Source organism: Rhizobacter sp. (assembly GCF_035702065.1).
Classification (GTDB): Bacteria; Pseudomonadota; Gammaproteobacteria; order Burkholderiales; family Burkholderiaceae_C; genus Rhizobacter.
The window spans coordinates 1-16,111 of record NZ_DASSRA010000455.1 but is presented as its reverse complement, the minus strand read 5'-3'; the positions used below and the strand labels follow the sequence as shown (position 1 = coordinate 16,111).

20 protein-coding genes are annotated in these 16,111 nt (G+C 66.4%); 9 read left to right on the top strand and 11 right to left on the bottom strand.

What is annotated here, in order from left to right:
* Positions 1 to 612: pirin family protein (locus VFL64_RS20120; RefSeq protein ID WP_489542167.1), on the bottom strand; the 612-nt coding region annotated here is incomplete at its 3' end.
* Positions 613 to 740: 128 nt separating this feature from the next.
* On the opposite strand from VFL64_RS20120, the gene VFL64_RS20115 reads away from it, so the two are divergent.
* From VFL64_RS20115 to VFL64_RS20100, 4 genes are all read left to right on the top strand, one after another.
* Positions 741 to 1,748: a LysR family transcriptional regulator gene (locus tag VFL64_RS20115; protein WP_489542166.1), complete on the top strand. Its 1,008-nt coding sequence runs from the start codon at positions 741 to 743 to the stop codon at positions 1,746 to 1,748.
* 4 nt (positions 1,749 to 1,752) lie between these two features.
* The gene (gene gluQRS, locus VFL64_RS20110; RefSeq protein WP_489542165.1) at positions 1,753 to 2,643 is read left to right on the top strand and encodes a tRNA glutamyl-Q(34) synthetase GluQRS; all 891 of its coding nucleotides are present in this window, start codon (positions 1,753 to 1,755) and stop codon (positions 2,641 to 2,643) included.
* 32 nt (positions 2,644 to 2,675) lie between these two features.
* On the top strand, positions 2,676 to 3,023 hold the full coding sequence (locus VFL64_RS20105) for an FKBP-type peptidyl-prolyl cis-trans isomerase (protein WP_489542164.1): 348 nt from the start codon (positions 2,676 to 2,678) through the stop codon (positions 3,021 to 3,023).
* An 88-nt stretch (positions 3,024 to 3,111) separates the two neighbouring features.
* Positions 3,112 to 4,008 (top strand): transglutaminase family protein, encoded by an 897-nt coding sequence (locus VFL64_RS20100; protein WP_489542163.1) that lies wholly within the window; start codon positions 3,112 to 3,114, stop codon positions 4,006 to 4,008.
* Between the two features lie 71 nt (positions 4,009 to 4,079).
* Here VFL64_RS20100 and VFL64_RS20095 read toward each other — a convergent pair whose 3' ends face one another.
* Entirely contained in the window at positions 4,080 to 5,675 is a 1,596-nt protein-coding gene (locus tag VFL64_RS20095; RefSeq protein ID WP_489542162.1) for a DEAD/DEAH box helicase, read from the bottom strand.
* A gap of 360 nt (positions 5,676 to 6,035) precedes the next feature.
* Complete coding sequence (gene orn, locus VFL64_RS20090; RefSeq protein WP_489542161.1) at positions 6,036 to 6,605, bottom strand: oligoribonuclease; 570 nt, start codon at positions 6,603 to 6,605, stop codon at positions 6,036 to 6,038.
* Between the two features lie 44 nt (positions 6,606 to 6,649).
* Between orn and VFL64_RS20085 the strand changes: the two genes are divergently transcribed.
* Genes VFL64_RS20085 through rsgA form a run of 3 tightly spaced genes read left to right on the top strand, consistent with a single transcriptional unit; the run spans position 6,650 to position 9,141 of the window.
* Positions 6,650 to 7,921 (top strand): M48 family metallopeptidase, encoded by a 1,272-nt coding sequence (locus VFL64_RS20085; protein ID WP_489542160.1) that lies wholly within the window; start codon positions 6,650 to 6,652, stop codon positions 7,919 to 7,921.
* Position 7,922: 1 nt separating this feature from the next.
* Positions 7,923 to 8,252 (top strand): 4a-hydroxytetrahydrobiopterin dehydratase, encoded by a 330-nt coding sequence (locus VFL64_RS20080; RefSeq protein WP_489542159.1) that lies wholly within the window; start codon positions 7,923 to 7,925, stop codon positions 8,250 to 8,252.
* On the top strand, positions 8,242 to 9,141 hold the full coding sequence (gene rsgA / locus VFL64_RS20075) for a ribosome small subunit-dependent GTPase A (protein WP_489542158.1): 900 nt from the start codon (positions 8,242 to 8,244) through the stop codon (positions 9,139 to 9,141). The genes VFL64_RS20080 and rsgA overlap by 11 nt, the downstream gene beginning before the upstream one ends.
* Here the strand turns inward: rsgA and VFL64_RS20070 are convergent.
* The 6 genes from VFL64_RS20070 to rpsP form a co-directional block, all read right to left on the bottom strand.
* Entirely contained in the window at positions 9,138 to 10,127 is a 990-nt protein-coding gene (locus VFL64_RS20070) for a CobD/CbiB family protein (protein ID WP_489542157.1), read from the bottom strand. The genes rsgA and VFL64_RS20070 overlap by 4 nt on opposite strands.
* Before the next feature lie 40 nt (positions 10,128 to 10,167).
* Positions 10,168 to 10,854, bottom strand: a complete 687-nt coding sequence (locus VFL64_RS20065) for a CoA pyrophosphatase (protein WP_489542156.1) — start codon at positions 10,852 to 10,854, stop codon at positions 10,168 to 10,170.
* A gap of 77 nt (positions 10,855 to 10,931) precedes the next feature.
* Positions 10,932 to 11,285, bottom strand: a complete 354-nt coding sequence (gene rplS / locus VFL64_RS20060; protein ID WP_489542155.1) for a 50S ribosomal protein L19 — start codon at positions 11,283 to 11,285, stop codon at positions 10,932 to 10,934.
* Between the two features lie 99 nt (positions 11,286 to 11,384).
* Complete coding sequence (trmD, locus tag VFL64_RS20055; RefSeq protein WP_489542154.1) at positions 11,385 to 12,137, bottom strand: tRNA (guanosine(37)-N1)-methyltransferase TrmD; 753 nt, start codon at positions 12,135 to 12,137, stop codon at positions 11,385 to 11,387.
* A gap of 13 nt (positions 12,138 to 12,150) precedes the next feature.
* On the bottom strand, positions 12,151 to 12,744 hold the full coding sequence (rimM, locus tag VFL64_RS20050; RefSeq protein ID WP_489542153.1) for a ribosome maturation factor RimM: 594 nt from the start codon (positions 12,742 to 12,744) through the stop codon (positions 12,151 to 12,153).
* Positions 12,745 to 12,752: 8 nt separating this feature from the next.
* On the bottom strand, positions 12,753 to 13,001 hold the full coding sequence (gene rpsP / locus VFL64_RS20045; protein ID WP_489542152.1) for a 30S ribosomal protein S16: 249 nt from the start codon (positions 12,999 to 13,001) through the stop codon (positions 12,753 to 12,755).
* 179 nt (positions 13,002 to 13,180) lie between these two features.
* Here rpsP and VFL64_RS20040 point away from each other — a divergent pair, with 179 nt between their 5' ends.
* A complete protein-coding gene (locus tag VFL64_RS20040) occupies positions 13,181 to 13,717 on the top strand; it encodes a GNAT family N-acetyltransferase (protein ID WP_489542151.1) in 537 nt (178 codons plus the stop codon).
* Entirely contained in the window at positions 13,714 to 14,157 is a 444-nt protein-coding gene (locus VFL64_RS20035) for a TM2 domain-containing protein (protein WP_489542150.1), read from the top strand. Before VFL64_RS20040 ends, VFL64_RS20035 begins: the two co-directional genes overlap by 4 nt.
* 13 nt (positions 14,158 to 14,170) lie before the next feature.
* Here the strand turns inward: VFL64_RS20035 and VFL64_RS20030 are convergent, their stop codons facing one another.
* Positions 14,171 to 15,184 (bottom strand): inorganic phosphate transporter, encoded by a 1,014-nt coding sequence (locus VFL64_RS20030; protein ID WP_489542149.1) that lies wholly within the window; start codon positions 15,182 to 15,184, stop codon positions 14,171 to 14,173.
* 19 nt (positions 15,185 to 15,203) lie between these two features.
* A complete protein-coding gene (locus VFL64_RS20025) occupies positions 15,204 to 15,851 on the bottom strand; it encodes a DUF47 domain-containing protein (RefSeq protein ID WP_489542148.1) in 648 nt (215 codons plus the stop codon).
* Positions 15,852 to 16,111: the final 260 nt, after the last annotated feature.

Here is a 16,111-nt window from a genome sequence, read left to right as displayed (position 1 = left end):
GGCCTGCACCTCGTTGCCATTGACGTTGACGCGGCCGCGCGCCACATGCACGTAGGTTTGGCGCTTGGCGTCGAGGGCGAGCTCGGCCGATTCGCTGCCATCGAACAAGCCGGCGTACATCAGCGCATTGGCGTGCATGCTCACCGATCCCTCGCGGCCATCGGGGCTGGCCACCAGTGCCAGACGACCGCGCTTGCTCGCCGCGTCGAAGCGCTTCTGCTCGTAGCCGGGCTGCACGCCGCGCTCGTTCGGCATGATCCAGATCTGCAGGAAGTGCGTGGTGTCGTTGGGCGCATGGTTGAACTCGCTGTGCTGGATGCCGCGCCCGGCGCTCATGCGCTGCACGTCGCCCGGCACGATCTGCGCGCCGTTGCCCATGCTGTCCTTGTGGCCCAGCGCGCCTTCGAGCACGTACGAGATGATCTCCATGTCGCGGTGCCCGTGCGTGCCGAAGCCGGTGCCCGGAGCGATGCGGTCTTCGTTGATCACGCGCAGGTTGCCCACGCCCATGCGTTCGGGGTTGTAGTAGTCGGCAAACGAGAAGCTGTGGAACGACTTCAACCAGCCGTGGTCGGCGTAGCCTCGTTCGGAAGACTTGCGGACGTTGATCATGCGGAGCCCCTTTCTTGTGTTGCGTCGATGGCACTCAATTTAGGCGCGCACGCCGCAGCCGGGGCCATGGGGCATTGAAGCGTCCGTTCAAATAAGATGAACCTGACCCGCTCCCACCTGCCTGCCCCATGATCAATGCCCGCAATGTGCTCACCCCAGAAGCCCTGGCGATGATGGACGTCATCGCCCGCACCGGCAGCTTTGCCGCGGCGGCCCGTGAGCTGGGCAAGGTGCCTTCGGCCCTCACCTACAACGTGCGCCAGCTCGAAGACGCGCTCGACGTGCTGCTCTTCGACCGTCGCTCGCGCCAGGCCAAGCTCACCGCGGCCGGCGAGGAGCTGCTGAACGAAGGCCGGCGCCTGCTGGAGCAGGTGGATGCAGTGGCCAACCGCGTCAAGCGCGTCGCCACCGGCTGGGAGACCCAGCTCACCGTGGCGGTGGACGGCGCCATCTCGCGCGTGACGGTGTTCGAGATCTGCGAAGCCTTCTACGCCCTCAAGGCCGAGAGCGGCGACCCCGAGCGCAGCGGGCCGGGCACGCGCCTTCGGCTGCGCACCGAGATCCTGGCAGGCACCTGGGAGGCCCTGCTCAGCGGCCAGGCCGACCTGGCCATCGGCGTGGGCACCGACACACTGCCGCCGGCCGGCGTGCAGCTGCAGCCGCTGGGAACCATTCCCTTCGTGTTCGCCGTCGCCCCGCACCACCCGCTGGCCGCCAGCGCCCAGCCCATCACCGACGCCGAGCTGATGCGCCACCGCGCCATCGCCGTGGCCGATTCGGCGCAGCGCCTGGCGCCGCTCACCGTCAACCTGCTGCCGGGACAGGACGTGCTCACCGTCTCCACCATGCCCGCCAAGGTGGAGGCCATGCTGCGCTGCATGGGCTGTGGCTTCATCCCCGAGCCGATGGTGCGCGAGCACCTCGCCGCCGGCCACCTGGTGGCCAAGGCCGTGCAGCGCCCGCCCCTCATCGCGCGCATGGGCTACGCCTGGCGCGGCGAGCCGCTCGGCAAAGGCAGCCGCAAGCCGCAGCAGGGCCTGGCCTTGCGCTGGTGGCTCGAACAGCTGGAGAGCCCCGCCACCCGCAAGGCCCTGCTGGAACGCCACGCCGGGCGCATGCCGCTGGGCGGCGCCTGACTTGATGTACCGAGGCCGCTTTGCGCCCTCACCCACCGGCGCCTTGCACGCCGGATCGTTGGTGGCCGCGCTGGCCAGCTGGCTCGACGCCAAGGCCCACGGCGGGCAGTGGCTGGTGCGCATCGAAGACGTGGACACGCCGCGTTGCATACCGGGTGCCGACCGGCAGATCCTCGGGCAACTCGCCGCCTGCGGCCTGCACGCCGACGAACCTCCGGTGTGGCAGTCGCAGCGCGCCTCGCTCTACCAGGCGGCGCTCGACCGGCTTGTGTCCGAAGGCCACGCCTACCCCTGCGGCTGCACCCGCCGCGACATCGCCCAGGCCCTGGCGGCCTCGGGCCACAGCAAGCCGCGCCACGGCGAACTGGTCTACCCCGGCACCTGCCGCCATGGCCTGCACGGCAAGCCAGCCCGTGCCATGCGGCTGCGCACCTGCACGCCAACAGGCGAAGACATCCACATCGACTGGACGGATCGCCGCCTGGGCGAGCAAACGCAAAACCTCACCCAGGCCGTGGGTGACTTCGTCCTGCACCGCGCCGATGGCCTGTGGGCCTACCAGCTGGCCGTGGTGGTGGACGACGCCGAGCAACACATCACCCATGTGGTGCGCGGCGAAGACCTGGCCGACAACACCGCGCGGCAGATCCACCTGCAACACCTGCTGGGCGCCGCCACGCCCTCCTACTTGCACACACCGCTGGTGCTGAACGCACGGGGCGAGAAGCTGTCCAAGCAATCGGGCGCACAGGCACTCGACCTGCGCCAACCCCTGTCGGCCTTGAGCGATGCAGGCCGCGTGCTGGGCTTGCCGCCGATCGAGGTGCCCGACGTGGGCGCCTGGTTGGCGGCCGCCGTGACCGCGTGGTCGCACGTGTCACCAGCCGTGCCTTAGCATCACGACCTTTCAAACCAAGGACAGACGCCATGCAAACCACCGCCTCCGGCCTGCAGTACGAAGACACCACCCCCGGCACCGGCCCCGAAGCCAAAGCGGGCCAGCACGTGACGGTGCACTACACCGGCTGGCTCTACAACGACGGCGTCAAAGGCGCCAAGTTCGACAGCAGCAAAGACCGCGGCGATCCCTTCGACTTCGGCCTGGGCGCCGGCATGGTGATTCGTGGCTGGGACGAAGGCGTGCAAGGCATGAAGGTTGGCGGCACCCGCCTGCTGGTCATTCCGCCGGCGCTTGGTTATGGTGCACGCGGCGCGGGTGGCGTGATCCCGCCGAACGCCACGCTGATGTTCGAGGTGGAATTGCTGGGCGTCTGACCTTTCGCCGCAGCCGCTTCCTACACGCGGCCCGCACCCGGCGGCGCACACTGTCCGGTCATCGACAAGGATCGCCGGGAGCAGGCCCATGTTCGTCCAGTACGACATCACCCACACCACCACCTACCACTACGCCAAGCCGGTGAGCTTCGGCGAGCACCGGGTGATGTTCAGGCCGCGCGACAGCCACGACCTGCGCGTCCTCGCCACCGACCTGGTGGTCAGCCCCGAGTCCAAGGTGCGGCTGATCCAGGACCCGTTCTCCAATTCGGTGGCCCTGGTGCAGCCGCAAGGCGAGGCTACCGAGCTGAAGATCGTCTGCTCGTTCACCATCGAGCACGCGCACAGCAACAACCTGGAACTGCCGCTTTCGCCTTCGGCCGAGACCTTCCCGTTTGCCTACACCGTCGACGAGCGCTTTGACCTCGAGCACTATCTGCGCCCGCACTACGACGACCCCGAAGGCAAGCTCACGGCCTGGGCGCGCCAATTCATCCGCACTGACGGCCCCACCGGAACGCGCGACCTGCTGGTGCAGATGAACCAGCACATTCGCAACAATTTCAGCTATGCCGCACGCGACGAAGAAGGCACGCAGAGCCCGCTCACCACGCTGGAGAAGTCCACTGGCAGTTGCCGTGACTTCGCGCTGCTGATGATGGAAGCCGCGCGCCGGCTTGGCGTGGCCACGCGCTTCGTCTCGGGCTACCTGTACGACCCCTCGCTGGACACACCCGCAGAAGGTGAAGCACCTGCCAAGGAGGTACTGGGCTCCGGCTCCACCCACGCCTGGCTGCAGGCCTACCTGCCCGGCGCGGGCTGGGTGCCTTTCGACCCGACAAACAACCTGCTGGGTGGCTACTACCTCGTGCGCGTGGGCGTGGCGCGCGACCCCAAGCAGGCCGCACCGATCTCGGGCAGCTGGTTCGGCGAAGCCGATGCCTACCAGGGCATGACCGTCGACGTGCGCGTCAAGCGCCTCTGACGCCGCCGCGGCACCAATGAAAAAGGGCTCGCAGTGCGAGCCCTTCGTTCATGTCGCGTCGCCTGCGCGAATCAGCGGCTGAAGCCACCCTGGCGCGAACGCTGCGGCTTGTTGAAGCCGCCCTTGCCGGCCGGTGCACCCGGCTTGCGCGGGGCGAAGCCATTGGCGTTGCGGTCGACCGGCGCGCGGTCGAATGCCCCGCCGCGCGGCGCCTGCTGACCGTGCGGAACGAACACGCTGTTGTGGCGGTCGTTCGGACGATCCACGCTGTAGCGGTTGTGCTGGGCGCTGTCACGGTCGATGGGCTGGCGATCAAAAGCCTGACGGTCGAACGGTGCACGGTCGCGCGGTGCAAAGCCTTCACCAGCGCGCTGGTGTGCCGGCTTGCCGAAGGGCTTGTGGCCAAAGCCGCCCTTGCCCGGGCCGCCGGCGCGGTGGCCGCCGAACGACGGCTTGCCACCGAAGCGGCCCTCCGGGCGCGGCGCGTACATGCGCGGCTCGGGCTGCTTGGGCTCCAGGCCGGCGATGGTCGACACCGGGATGTTCTGGGTGGTGAACTGCTGGATGCGGCGGATCATGCCGCTGTCCATGCGCTCGGCCAGCGTCACGGCCAGGCCGTTGCGGCCAGCACGGCCGGTGCGACCGATGCGGTGCACGTAGTCCTCGGCCTTCATCGGCAGGCCGTAGTTGATGACGTGGCTGATGGTCGGCACGTCGATGCCGCGCGCGGCGACGTCGGTGGCCACCAGGATGTTCAGGTGGCGGGTGCGCAGGCCCTGCAGCACGCGGGTGCGGCGGCCTTGGGGCATGCCGCCGTGCAGGGAGGCGACCTTGTGGCCCATGTCGGCCAGGCGGTCGGCCAGCCAGTCGGCGTCGCGCTGGGTGCTGGTGAACACCACGGCCTGCTCCATCTCCTTCTGCGTGAGGATGTGGTCCAGCAGCGCGTCCTTGTGGCTCTTGTTGTCGGCCCAGTGCAGGCGCTGCTCGATGTTCTCGTGGGTGTCGGTGTGCGAGGCCACGTCGATGCGCATCGGATCGCGCAGCAGCTCTTGCGCCAGGCGGCCCACGTGGCCGCCGAAGGTCGCGCTGTACATCACCGTCTGGCGGTTCTCGGGCAGTTGCTGGGCGATGTGGTGGATGTCATCGATGAAGCCCATGTCGAGCATGCGGTCGGCTTCGTCGAGCACCAGCATCTCGACGTTGTCGAGGATGGCCTTGCCCGATTGCATGTGGTCCATCAGGCGGCCGGGGGTCGCGATCAGGATGTCGAGCGGGCCGCGCAGCGCCTTCAGCTGGGCACCATAAGGCACGCCGCCGACGACGGTGGTCACGCGCAGGCCTTGCACATGGCGGCCGTAGACGGTGGCGGCCTTGTCGACCTGCATCGCGAGTTCGCGCGTGGGGGCCAGCACAAGGATGCGCGGGCCATAGACCACGCCCTTTTCACGGCGCTTGGCGTTGTCGCCACGGGCGGCGAGGATGCGCTGCAGCGCGGGCAGCACGAACGAGGCGGTCTTGCCGCTGCCGGTGCTGGCCGAGACCATCAGGTCTTTGCCTTCGATGGCGGGAGGAATGGCTTGCGCCTGGACTTCGGTGGCGTTGGAGTAGCCCGAATCGGCCACAGCGCGGGTCAGGGCTTCATGCAGGCCCAGGGTATCGAAACTCATCGTCTTCTTTCTTCACATGTCGGTGCCCGCGCGCCGGCTTCAAAGGAAGGCACGCAGGACACCACAGGCCAAATGGCCTGCAGATAGTCGCTGGGGAGAAGGTCCGAACCCACACCGAGCAAAGGCGCCGGTGGGCGGGTGCAAAGGAACAGTCAAAGCGACGGCATCGCCGCCAACCATTCCCTGGCGCAACGCCTTGGGGTTCGAACAGGCCGCGCAACCAGGGTTGCGGGAAGACTCGATGAGGTCAGAGGGGATGAACGAAACGCTGCGATGGAGGGCAATTCCCAAGGGTCATCACAGCGAAGTCCGCGATTCTAGCAGGGATCGGGGTTTTCCCCAAATCGGCCAGCATGCCGATTACTTGGCGAGAAAGTGCTCGCGGTAATAGACCAGCTCGTCGATCGACTCATGAATGTCGGCCAAGGCCGTGTGCGCCTGGGCCTTCTTGAAGCCCGCGAGGATGTCCGGCTTCCAGCGCTTGGCCAGCTCCTTGAGCGTGCTGACGTCGAGGTTGCGGTAGTGGAAGAAGGCTTCCAGCGTGGGCATGTAGTTGGCGAGGAAACGGCGGTCCTGGCAGATGCTGTTGCCGCACATCGGCGAGGTTCCCTTGGGCACGTAGCGCTTGAGGAAGTCGATGGTCTGCTGAGCCGCGCTGGCTTCGTCGACGGTGGAGGCCTTCACGCGGTCGATCAGGCCGCTCTTGCCGTGAGTGCCCTTGTTCCAGGCGTCCATGGCGTCCAGCGTCGCGTCGCTCTGGTGGATGGCGAACACCGGGCCTTCGACCCGCACCGTCAGGTTGGCATCGGTCACCACCACGGCGACCTCGATGATGCGGTCTTTTTCCGGATAGAGGCCGGTCATTTCGAGGTCGATCCAGACGAGGTTCTGGTCGCTGCTGGCCAGGGTGGGGTTGGCGGTGTCAGTCATGTGATTCTCCTTGGGGTCATTCTCGCAGCCTACACTTGCACGCTATGCAAAGTACCGTGTTGACACTCCTGTTTGCAGCGGCCTTGATGGCCTCGCTGCTGGTGAAGTTCTGGCTGTCCACACGCCAGATGCGGCACGTGGCCACCCACCGCAACGCCGTCCCGCCCGCCTTCGCCCAGACGATCACGCTCGCCGCGCACCAGAAGGCGGCTGACTACACGCTCGCCAAGGGTCGCTTCGGCCTGCTGTCCACGGCCTTCGGTGCAGCGGTGCTGCTCGGTTGGACGCTGCTCGGCGGCCTGGACGCGCTCAACCTGCTGCTGCGCGATGCCATCGAGCCGCGCTTCGGCGGCATGACCTACCAGTTGGCGCTGCTGGCCGCCTTCGCCCTCATCGGCGGGCTGCTCGACCTGCCCTTCGAGATCTACAGCACCTTCCGCCTCGAACAGCAGTTCGGCTTCAACCGCATGACCTGGAAGCTCTACGTGGGCGACATGTTCAAGGGCCTGCTCGTGGGCGCGCTGATCGGGCTGCCGATCGCCGCACTCATCCTCTGGCTGATGGGGGCAGCGGGCTCCCTGTGGTGGCTGTGGGCCTGGGGCGCCTGGACGGTCTTCAACCTCGCCATCCTGGTGCTCTACCCGACGGTGATCGCGCCGCTCTTCAACAAGTTCCAACCGCTCGCCGACGAGACCCTCAAGGCGCGCGTGCAGACGCTGATGGCGCGCTGCGGCTTCCAGGCCAAAGGCTTGTTCGTGATGGACGGCAGCAAGCGCTCGGCCCATGCCAACGCCTACTTCACCGGCCTGGGCGCCGCCAAGCGCGTGGTGTTCTTCGACACGCTGCTCACCAAGCTCACGCCAGGCGAAGTGGAAGCGGTGCTCGCGCACGAACTGGGGCACTTCAAGTACAAGCATGTGACCAAGCGCATGGTGTCGATGTTCGCCCTGAGCCTGGCCGGCTTCGCCCTGCTGGGCTGGCTCTCGGGGCAGGCCTGGTTCTACACCGCCTTCGGCGTGCAGCCCTCGCTGGCCGCGCCCAACGATGCGGTCGCCCTGCTGCTCTTTCTGATGGTCGTGCCGGTGTTCGGCTTCTTCATCTCGCCGATCTTTGCCCAGCTGTCGCGCAAGCACGAGTTCCAGGCCGACGCCTACGCCTGCGCGCAGGCCAACGGGCAGGATCTGGCCGCGGCTCTGCTCAAGCTGCATGAAGACAATGCCTCGACGCTGACACCCGACCCGCTGTACGTTCGCTTCTACTACTCCCACCCGGCTGCCACCGAGCGGCTGGCGGCCATCCAGTTGCAAGGAAGCTGACATGAGCAACCTGCTGCACATGAAATGTCAGGCGCTGTCCGGCCCCCCGATGGCCGAGCCAGCCATCCGTGACCACCTGGCGCAGGTCAGCGGCTGGCACCTGAACCACGGTGCCATCGAGAAGAGCTTCTCCTTCAAGAACTACCACGAGACCATGGCCTTCGTGAACGCGCTGGCCTGGATCGCGCACACCGAAGATCACCACCCCGACCTCGCGGTCAGCTACGACCGCTGCGTGGTGCGCTTCAACACGCACTCGGTGGGCGGCATCTCAGTCAACGACTTCATCTGCGCGGCCAAGGCCGACGCGCTGGTGGCCTTTGTCGGCTGAACTCGACCAGGGGCTCGTGGTGGCCGGCTACGGCCGCCACTACATCGTTGAGACGCCGGAAGGCGCGCGCATCACCTGCCACCCGCGCGGCAAGAAGAGCGATTGCGTCGTCGGTGACCGCGTGCGCTGGCAACCCACCGGCGACGAAGGCGTGATCGAGCACGTGGAGCCGCGGCGCAACCTGCTGTTCCGACAGGACGAGTGGAAGACCAAGTCCTTCGCCGCCAACCTCGACCAGATCCTCGTGATGGTGGCCAGCGAGCCGGTGTTCAGCGAATCGCAGCTGGCCCGCGCGCTGATGGCGGCTGAAAGCGCCGGCATTGCGGCGCGCATCCTGCTCAACAAGGCCGACCTGCCGCAGATCACCGCTGCCCGGGAACGCCTGAAGCCGTACACCGCCATGGGCTACGACGTGCACGAGGTCGCCCTCAAGGCCCGCCCGGACGAAGCCCGGAGCCAGCTGCAGGCCTTGCTCACCGACAAGGCAACGCTGGTGCTCGGGCCCAGCGGCACCGGCAAGAGCACCCTGATCAACCTGCTCGCGCCCGACGCCAAAGCGCAAGTGGGCGAGATCTCGCAGGCGCTGAACTCCGGCAAGCACACCACGACGACAACGCAGTGGTACTGGCTGGACGCAGAACGGCGCAGCGGCCTGATCGATTCACCCGGCTTCCAGGAGTTCGGCCTGCGGCAGATCACGGCGCAGGAGCTGCCTCGTCTGATGCCCGACCTGGACGAAGCGTCGAAGCTGTGCAAGTTCTACAACTGCACCCATCTGCACGAGCCAGGCTGCGGCGTGCGGGCGGCACTGGAGCGCGGCGAGATCAGCGAATCGCGTTACCGCATCTACTCGGAACTGTTCGCCGAACTCTCGGCCACGAAGTACTAGCCGATCAGGTTGGCGAGCGACAACAACGCCAGCAGCAGCATCCACAACACGACCGAACGCCACACCAGGCCCACGATGCTGCGCAGGTGGTCCAGCTGCGGCAGCGCGCCGGGGGTCGAGCCCACCGCACCTACCGTCTCGTCAGCGATGCCGCTGTCAAAGGTCTTGGAGCGGTCCGGCGTCACGCCCGGCGCGGCGCTGCCGCCCAGCTGCACACCCACGGCGCCCGCTGCCGCCGCGAGAATGATGCCTTCGTTGGCATGTTTCCAGAGGCCTGCATCGCGCCGCCAGCAGGTGACGGCTTCCTCGAAGTTGCCCACGACCGCGAAGCCGAACGCCGTGAGCCGTGCCGGCAGGTGATCGATCAAGCCAAACAAGCGCTGCGACAAGGCCAGCAGCCGCTCGTTGCTGGGCACGCCGACCACACGGCTCTTGAAGGCCCAGTAGCGGCTCGCAAACTCGGCCATTCGGTACAGCACCGCACCCGCGGGGCCGAAACCCAACGTCGACAGCACGACGAACCAGAAGAACACGCCGAACACATGGCGGTGCGCGGCAAGGAGGGAATGCTCGATCACGTGGCGCAGCAACTCGGTGCGTGGCAGCTCACTCGCGTCGAGGTGGCGCCATTCGGCCAGCAGCGTGCGCGCAGTGGACTCGTCACCACGTTCCAGCGCATCTCGGATGTCGGTGAAGTAGTGGCTGAACTGGCGGAAACCCATGGTCACGTAGAGCACCGCCACGTTCCACACCAAGGCACCCAACACGCTGTAGCGGCCGATGGCGAGGTAGATCACCCACGCCGCGAGGGCCGGTACCAGCGCCGTGATGCACCACACCACCCAGGCGTGGTGATCCTTTCCGGCGTCGAAGTTGCGCCCCGTCCAACGCATCCAGCCTGTGAGCGCGTCATGGACGAAGTTGCTGCGCGGCAGCGGCTTGAGCTGCTCGATCAGCAGCGCGAACAAGACGGCAAAGAAGCTCATGTGCCGGGATGATAGCGGCGCGCTTTTGCGCACCCGACCGCTACGCGGCCAGGAAGCGGTAGAGGTTGCGCAGCATGGCTGCCGTGGCGCCCCAGACGAAGTAGCGCCGAGCCTTGCCGGCGGAATCGACGCCCATCCAGGGCATGGAGAGGAATTCCCGCTTCAAGCCCGCCATCTCCACCTCATGCCAACGGTGGTTGGCGGGATTCATCAAGAAGGCCAGCGGCACCTCGAACACCTCGGCCACTTCGAAGGGGTCGATGCGCAGGCTCGGGTTGGGCGGCACCAGACCGACCACCGGCGTGACGATGAAGCCGGTGCCCGTCGTGTAGGTCGGCAACTGACCGATCACGTCGACACACGCCCGCAGCAGGCCGATCTCTTCTTCCGCCTCGCGCAGCGCGGTGGCTACGGCATCGGCGTCTTCGGGCTCGGCGCGGCCACCGGGAAAGCTCACCTGGCCCGGGTGGTCGGTCAGATGGTCGGTACGCTGGGTGAGCAGCACGCTCAATCCCTCGTCGCGCTGCACCAGCGGAACCAGCACGGAAGCGCGGGTGGAACGGCGCTCCGCGAACTGGCGCTCGACCGCGATCTCCGGCGACCACACCGGCGGTGCGACGAAACGCCGCCGCATCGCCTCAGCGCTCAACTGGTCGGCATGGACAGCAGGCAGGTGGTCATCCACCGAGGCCACGGGCAATTCTTGGGGGTCGAAACTCAGGGCCATTGGAGAATTGGAAACGAAAAAGCCGCCTCGTGAGGCGGCTTTCGGAAACACGCTGTTGCCAGCAGTGTCGTCGCGGCTTAAGCCAGCTTTTCCTTGATGCGAGCCGACTTGCCCGAACGGTCGCGCAGGTAGTACAGCTTGGCACGGCGCACATCGCCGCGGCGCTTGACTTCGATGTTCGAGATCAGCGGGCTGTACAGCTGGAAGGTACGCTCCACGCCTTCGCCGCTCGAGATCTTGCGGACGATGAAGCTGGAGTTCAGACCACGGTTGCGCTTGGCGATGACCACGCCTTCGTAGGCCTGGACGCGCTTGCGCGTGCCTTCGACCACGTTGACGCTGACGATCACCGTGTCGCCGGGGGCGAAGGCAGGGATGGTCTTGTTGAGGCGAGCAATTTCTTCTTGCTCAAGGGTTTGGATCAGATCCACAGGCTTTCTCCTTGTGATCGTGCCAGCGCGGGTGTTGATGGTGGTGGGCCTTGTCCGTGGACGCAGCCTCTCCGGGGCAGAGGATCGAAAAGCTTTTGATTATAGCCCAAGCGTGAGCAGGTACTTCTCGTCGGCTTTGCTCAAGCCCCCGCGGGCCCGCAAGGCCTCGATCAGTTCGGGGCGGCGCCGGGCCGTCAATGCGAGCGACTGCTCGCGGCGCCAGCGCGCGATGTCGGCGTGGTGGCCTGACAGCAGCACAGGCGGCACGGCCGCCTCGCCGTCAGGGGTGGGCAGCACTTCGGGGCGGCTGAAATGGGGGCAGTCCAGCAGCCCGTCCGAGAAGCTGTCCTGCTGGTGCGACTGGGCATCGCCCAGCACACCATCCTGCAGGCGTGCCACCGCATCCAGCAGCGTCAGTGCCGGGAGCTCGCCACCGGAAAGCACGAAGTCGCCAAGGCTGAGCTCCACGTCGACGTGGCGGTCGATGAAGCGCTGGTCGATGCCCTCGTAGCGGCCGCACAGCAGGATCGCGCCCGGGCCTTGGGCATATGCGGTCACGAGCGCCTGGTCGATGCGGCGCCCAGTGGGCGTGAAGTGGATGACGGGCGCCGCCTCGGTGCGCTCGGCGCGGATGGCCTGCAGCGCCCGCTCCAGCGGCTCGACCAGCATCACCATGCCCGGGCCACCGCCATAGGGCCGGTCATCGACCCGGCGGTAGGCGTTGTCGGCAAAGTCGCGCAGCGGCCACAAATGCACATCGACCTGGCCAGACTCGAACGCCCGGCGCGTGATGCCCTGCGTCAGGTGCGGCGCAAACAGGTCGGGGAACAGCGTGATGACGTCGAAGCGCATGGCCGGCGCCGGATCAGTAGTCCAGACCCCAGTCGACCGTGATGCGCTTGTCGGCCAGACTCACGTCGTCGATGTACGCAGCGACAAATGGCACCAGGCGCTCTTCCGCCTTGGCGTCGGCGGGCTGGATGCGCAGCACGCTGTGCGGGCCGGTGTCGATCAGGCCCACCACCGTGCCCAAAGCCTCTCCCAGTCGGTTAACCACCGACAGGCCGATCAAGTCGACCCAGTAGTACTCATCGGGGTCGGCCGTCGGAAAACTCGCGCGGCTGACAAAGATTCGCGCCCCGCGCAGTGCCTCGGCGCCATTGCGGTCGTCGACCTCTTGCGCCTGAGCCACGACCACGCCCCCATGCTCCTTGGCCTGGGTGATCTTGAGCAGCGCGGGGTAGGACGATGCCTTGGCATCCAGCCGCTTGAGAACGGCGTCTTCCGGCGGCTTGACGAACCAGCGGCGGGAAGAAAAAAGCGCCTGGGGGTCGGATGCAAAAGGCTGGACCTTGACCCAGCCTTTCACGCCCCAGGCGTCGACGATGCGGCCGACCTCGATCGCGTCCTCAGGCCAGGCCGGATCAGCCGACCCGGCAACCGAGGGCTCGCCGGCCACGATCGTTGTCAGGCCGCAGCCTTGGCTTGTGCCACCAGGCGAGCCACCGTGGGCGACAGCTGGGCGCCGTTGCCGGCCCAGTAGTCGACGCGGTCGAAGGCCACGCGCAGCGGCTGCTCGGCACCCGATGCCACGGGGTTGTAGAAGCCCACGCGCTCGATGAAGCGGCCATCGCGGCGATTGCGGGAATCGGCCACCACGATGTTGTAGAACGGACGCCCCTTGGCGCCACCACGTGCGAGTCGAATCACGACCATGTTGTTTCCTTGATTCTTGAAAACATCCACCGCACCAGGAGACACTCAGGGCGAGCAGATCAAAGGGCAGAAACCTCAGGCCCCTGCCGGGGGTTCGATGTCGTAGATACGCCGATCCTGCGACCAGCCGCCATCGAAACCGCGCATTATAAACTCAAGCGCAACTTCCGAGTGCAATCTTGACACCTCCCCTCATTCGCCCGAGCACGGCAGCCGACCTACCGCAGATCACCGCCGTCTACGCCTGGAACGTGCTGAATGGCACAGGCACTTTCGAACTCGAAGCGCCCGACCTGGCCGAGATGACCCGCCGGCGTGACGACGTCCTCTCCAAAGGCCTGCCCTGGCTGGTGGCCGAGCGCGACGGCCAAGTGCTGGGCTACGCCTACGCCAACCACTTCCGCCCGCGCAAGGCCTACCGTTTCTGTCTGGAAGACTCGATCTACCTGGCCGATGCCGCGCGCGGCCAAGGCGTCGGCAAGCTCCTCCTGGCCGAGTTGATGGCGCAGTGCGAGGCGCTGGGCGCTCGCCAGATGCTGGCGGTGATCGGCGATTCGGCCAACGCCGGCTCGATCGGCGTGCACCGCAGCCTGGGTTTCGAGCACACCGGCCTGCTGAAGGCCAGCGGCTGGAAGTTCGGCGCCTGGCGCGACGTGGTCATCATGCAGCGCGCCCTCGGCGCCGGTGACAGCACGGCCCCTGCGGACGGCGCATGAACGGCTACAAGTCGAAGACCTTCGCCACCTGGATCGCCCTGGTCGGTGGCGGGTTGGGGCTGCACCGCTTCTACCTCCACGGCCTGCGTGACGTCTGGGGCTGGTTGTGGTGGCTGCCCACGCTCGCAGGTGTCTACGGCGTGGAGCGCGTGTTCCGGTTCGGGCAGGACGACCAACTCGCCTGGCTGCTGGTGCCTCTGCTCGGCGTGGCGCTCTCTGCCGCCATGCTCTGCGGCATCGTCTATGGCCTGACGCCCGACGAACAGTGGAACACCCGTTTCAACCCCCAAGGACGCACCCACCGGGCGGGCTGGGCCGTCGTCATCGGGGTGGTGATCTCGCTGCTCGTGGGTGCCACGGTGCTGATGTCGACCATCGCCTTCAGCGGCCAGCGTTACTTCGAGTACCAGATCGAAGAAGGCCGCAAGATCAGCCAGTAGCGGGTGACCTGTATCAGGTGAACAGCGAGAAGCTGGCCCAGTAGAAGATGCCGGCCACGAACGCCGAGGCCGGGATGGTGAAGATCCAGGCCCAGACGATGTTGCCGGCCACGCCCCAGCGCACGGCCGAAGCGCGCCGCACCGAACCCACGCCGACGATGGCGCCGGTGATGGTGTGGGTGGTCGACACCGGCACACCCAGCGCAGTGGCCAGGAACAGCGTCATGGCGCCACCCGTCTCCGCGCAAAAGCCACCCACGGGCTTGAGCTTGGTGATCTTCTGGCCCATGGTCTTGACGATGCGCCAGCCGCCGAACATGGTGCCGAGACCGATCGCGAGGTAGCAGCTCCAGATCGTCCAGGTGGGCGGCAGCTTGTCGCCTGCGGCCGAGTAGCCGGTGGCGATCAGCAGCATCCAGATGATGCCGATGGTCTTTTGCGCATCGTTGCCGCCATGGCCCAGGCTGTAGAGGCCGGCCGACACCAGCTGCAGGCGGCGGAACCAGTTGTCCACCTTCATCGGTGAACTGCGCCGACAGATCCAGGCCACCAACACCATCAGCAGCGAGCCCAGTGCGAAGCCGAGCAGCGGCGAGACAAAGATGAAGGCCACGACCTTCAGCACCCCGCTGCCGATGAGGGAGCCCACACCCGCCTTGGCGATCACCGCCCCGCAGATGCCACCGATCAGCGCGTGCGACGAACTCGACGGGATGCCGTACCACCAGGTGATCACGTTCCAGGTGATCGCGCCGATGAGTGCACCGAACACCACGTGGTGATCGACCACGCCCGGCTGCACGATGCCCTTGCCCACCGTGGCGGCCACGTTGAGGTGGAACACCAGAATGGCCAGCACGTTGAAGAAGGCGGCAAACAGCACCGCCTGCTGCGGCTTGAGCACACCGGTGGAGACCACGGTGGCGATGGAATTCGCCGCGTCGTGAAAGCCATTCATGAAGTCGAAGACGATGGCCAGCACGACCAGCATCGCCACCACCCAGAACGCTACCTGGATCGATTGCATCCGCAGCTCCGGGAACGGATCAGGAGTTCTCGAGGACGACGCCCTCGATCAGGTTGGCCACGTCTTCGCAACGGTCGGAGATGGACTCGAGTTGCTCGTAGATGGCCTTGAGCTTGATCAGCTCACGCACGTCGGTCTCTTCGCGGAACAGCTTCGACATGGCCGAACGCATCACCCGGTCGGCGTCGGATTCGAGCTTGTCGATCTCTTCGCAGGTCTTGATGGCTGCTTCAGCGGCATCGGTCTGGTTGAGCTTGGGCAGCAGCGAAACGGCGTGCTGCACACGTTCGCAGCACTTGGCGCTCAAGTCGCCCAGGCGCAGCACCTCTTCGGTCATGGTGCGCACGTCGTAGAGCTGCATGGTTTCGGTGGCGTCTTGCAGCAGGTCGACGATGTCGTCCATGGCGTTGATCAGGCCGTGGATCTGCTCGCGGTCGATCGGCGTGATGAAGGTCTTGTGCAGCAAACGGTTGACTTCGGCGGTGACCTTGTCGGCAGCGCGTTCGGCGGCCACCACCTGACCGGCGTGCTTCTCACGAAGATCGAGGTTGTTGTAGTTCTCGATCATCGCGATGAAGGCGTGCGCGCCTTCGACGATGTAGTTCGCATGCTGATTGAAAAGCTCGAAGAAATTGCCTTCGCGCGGCAGCAGCTTGCCAAACAACATGGTGGGTTCTCCAGGGGGACGCAGGGCGATGGCGGCAGGGGATGCCGCGCCGTCACAGTTATGTCACAAACGACAAGGCGCGAGTGTAGCGCCGGCTTTCAGGGCGCTGCGTCGGGAGCCAGGTCGAATACTGCACGCGGGCCCTCGAAGGCGGCCAAGGCGTCGATCAGCGCACGGAAATCCTCCACCCGGTCGACCGGATTGAAGTGTTCGCTGTTGACCACCATCAAGGGTGCCGCATCGAAGCCCTGAAAGTAGTC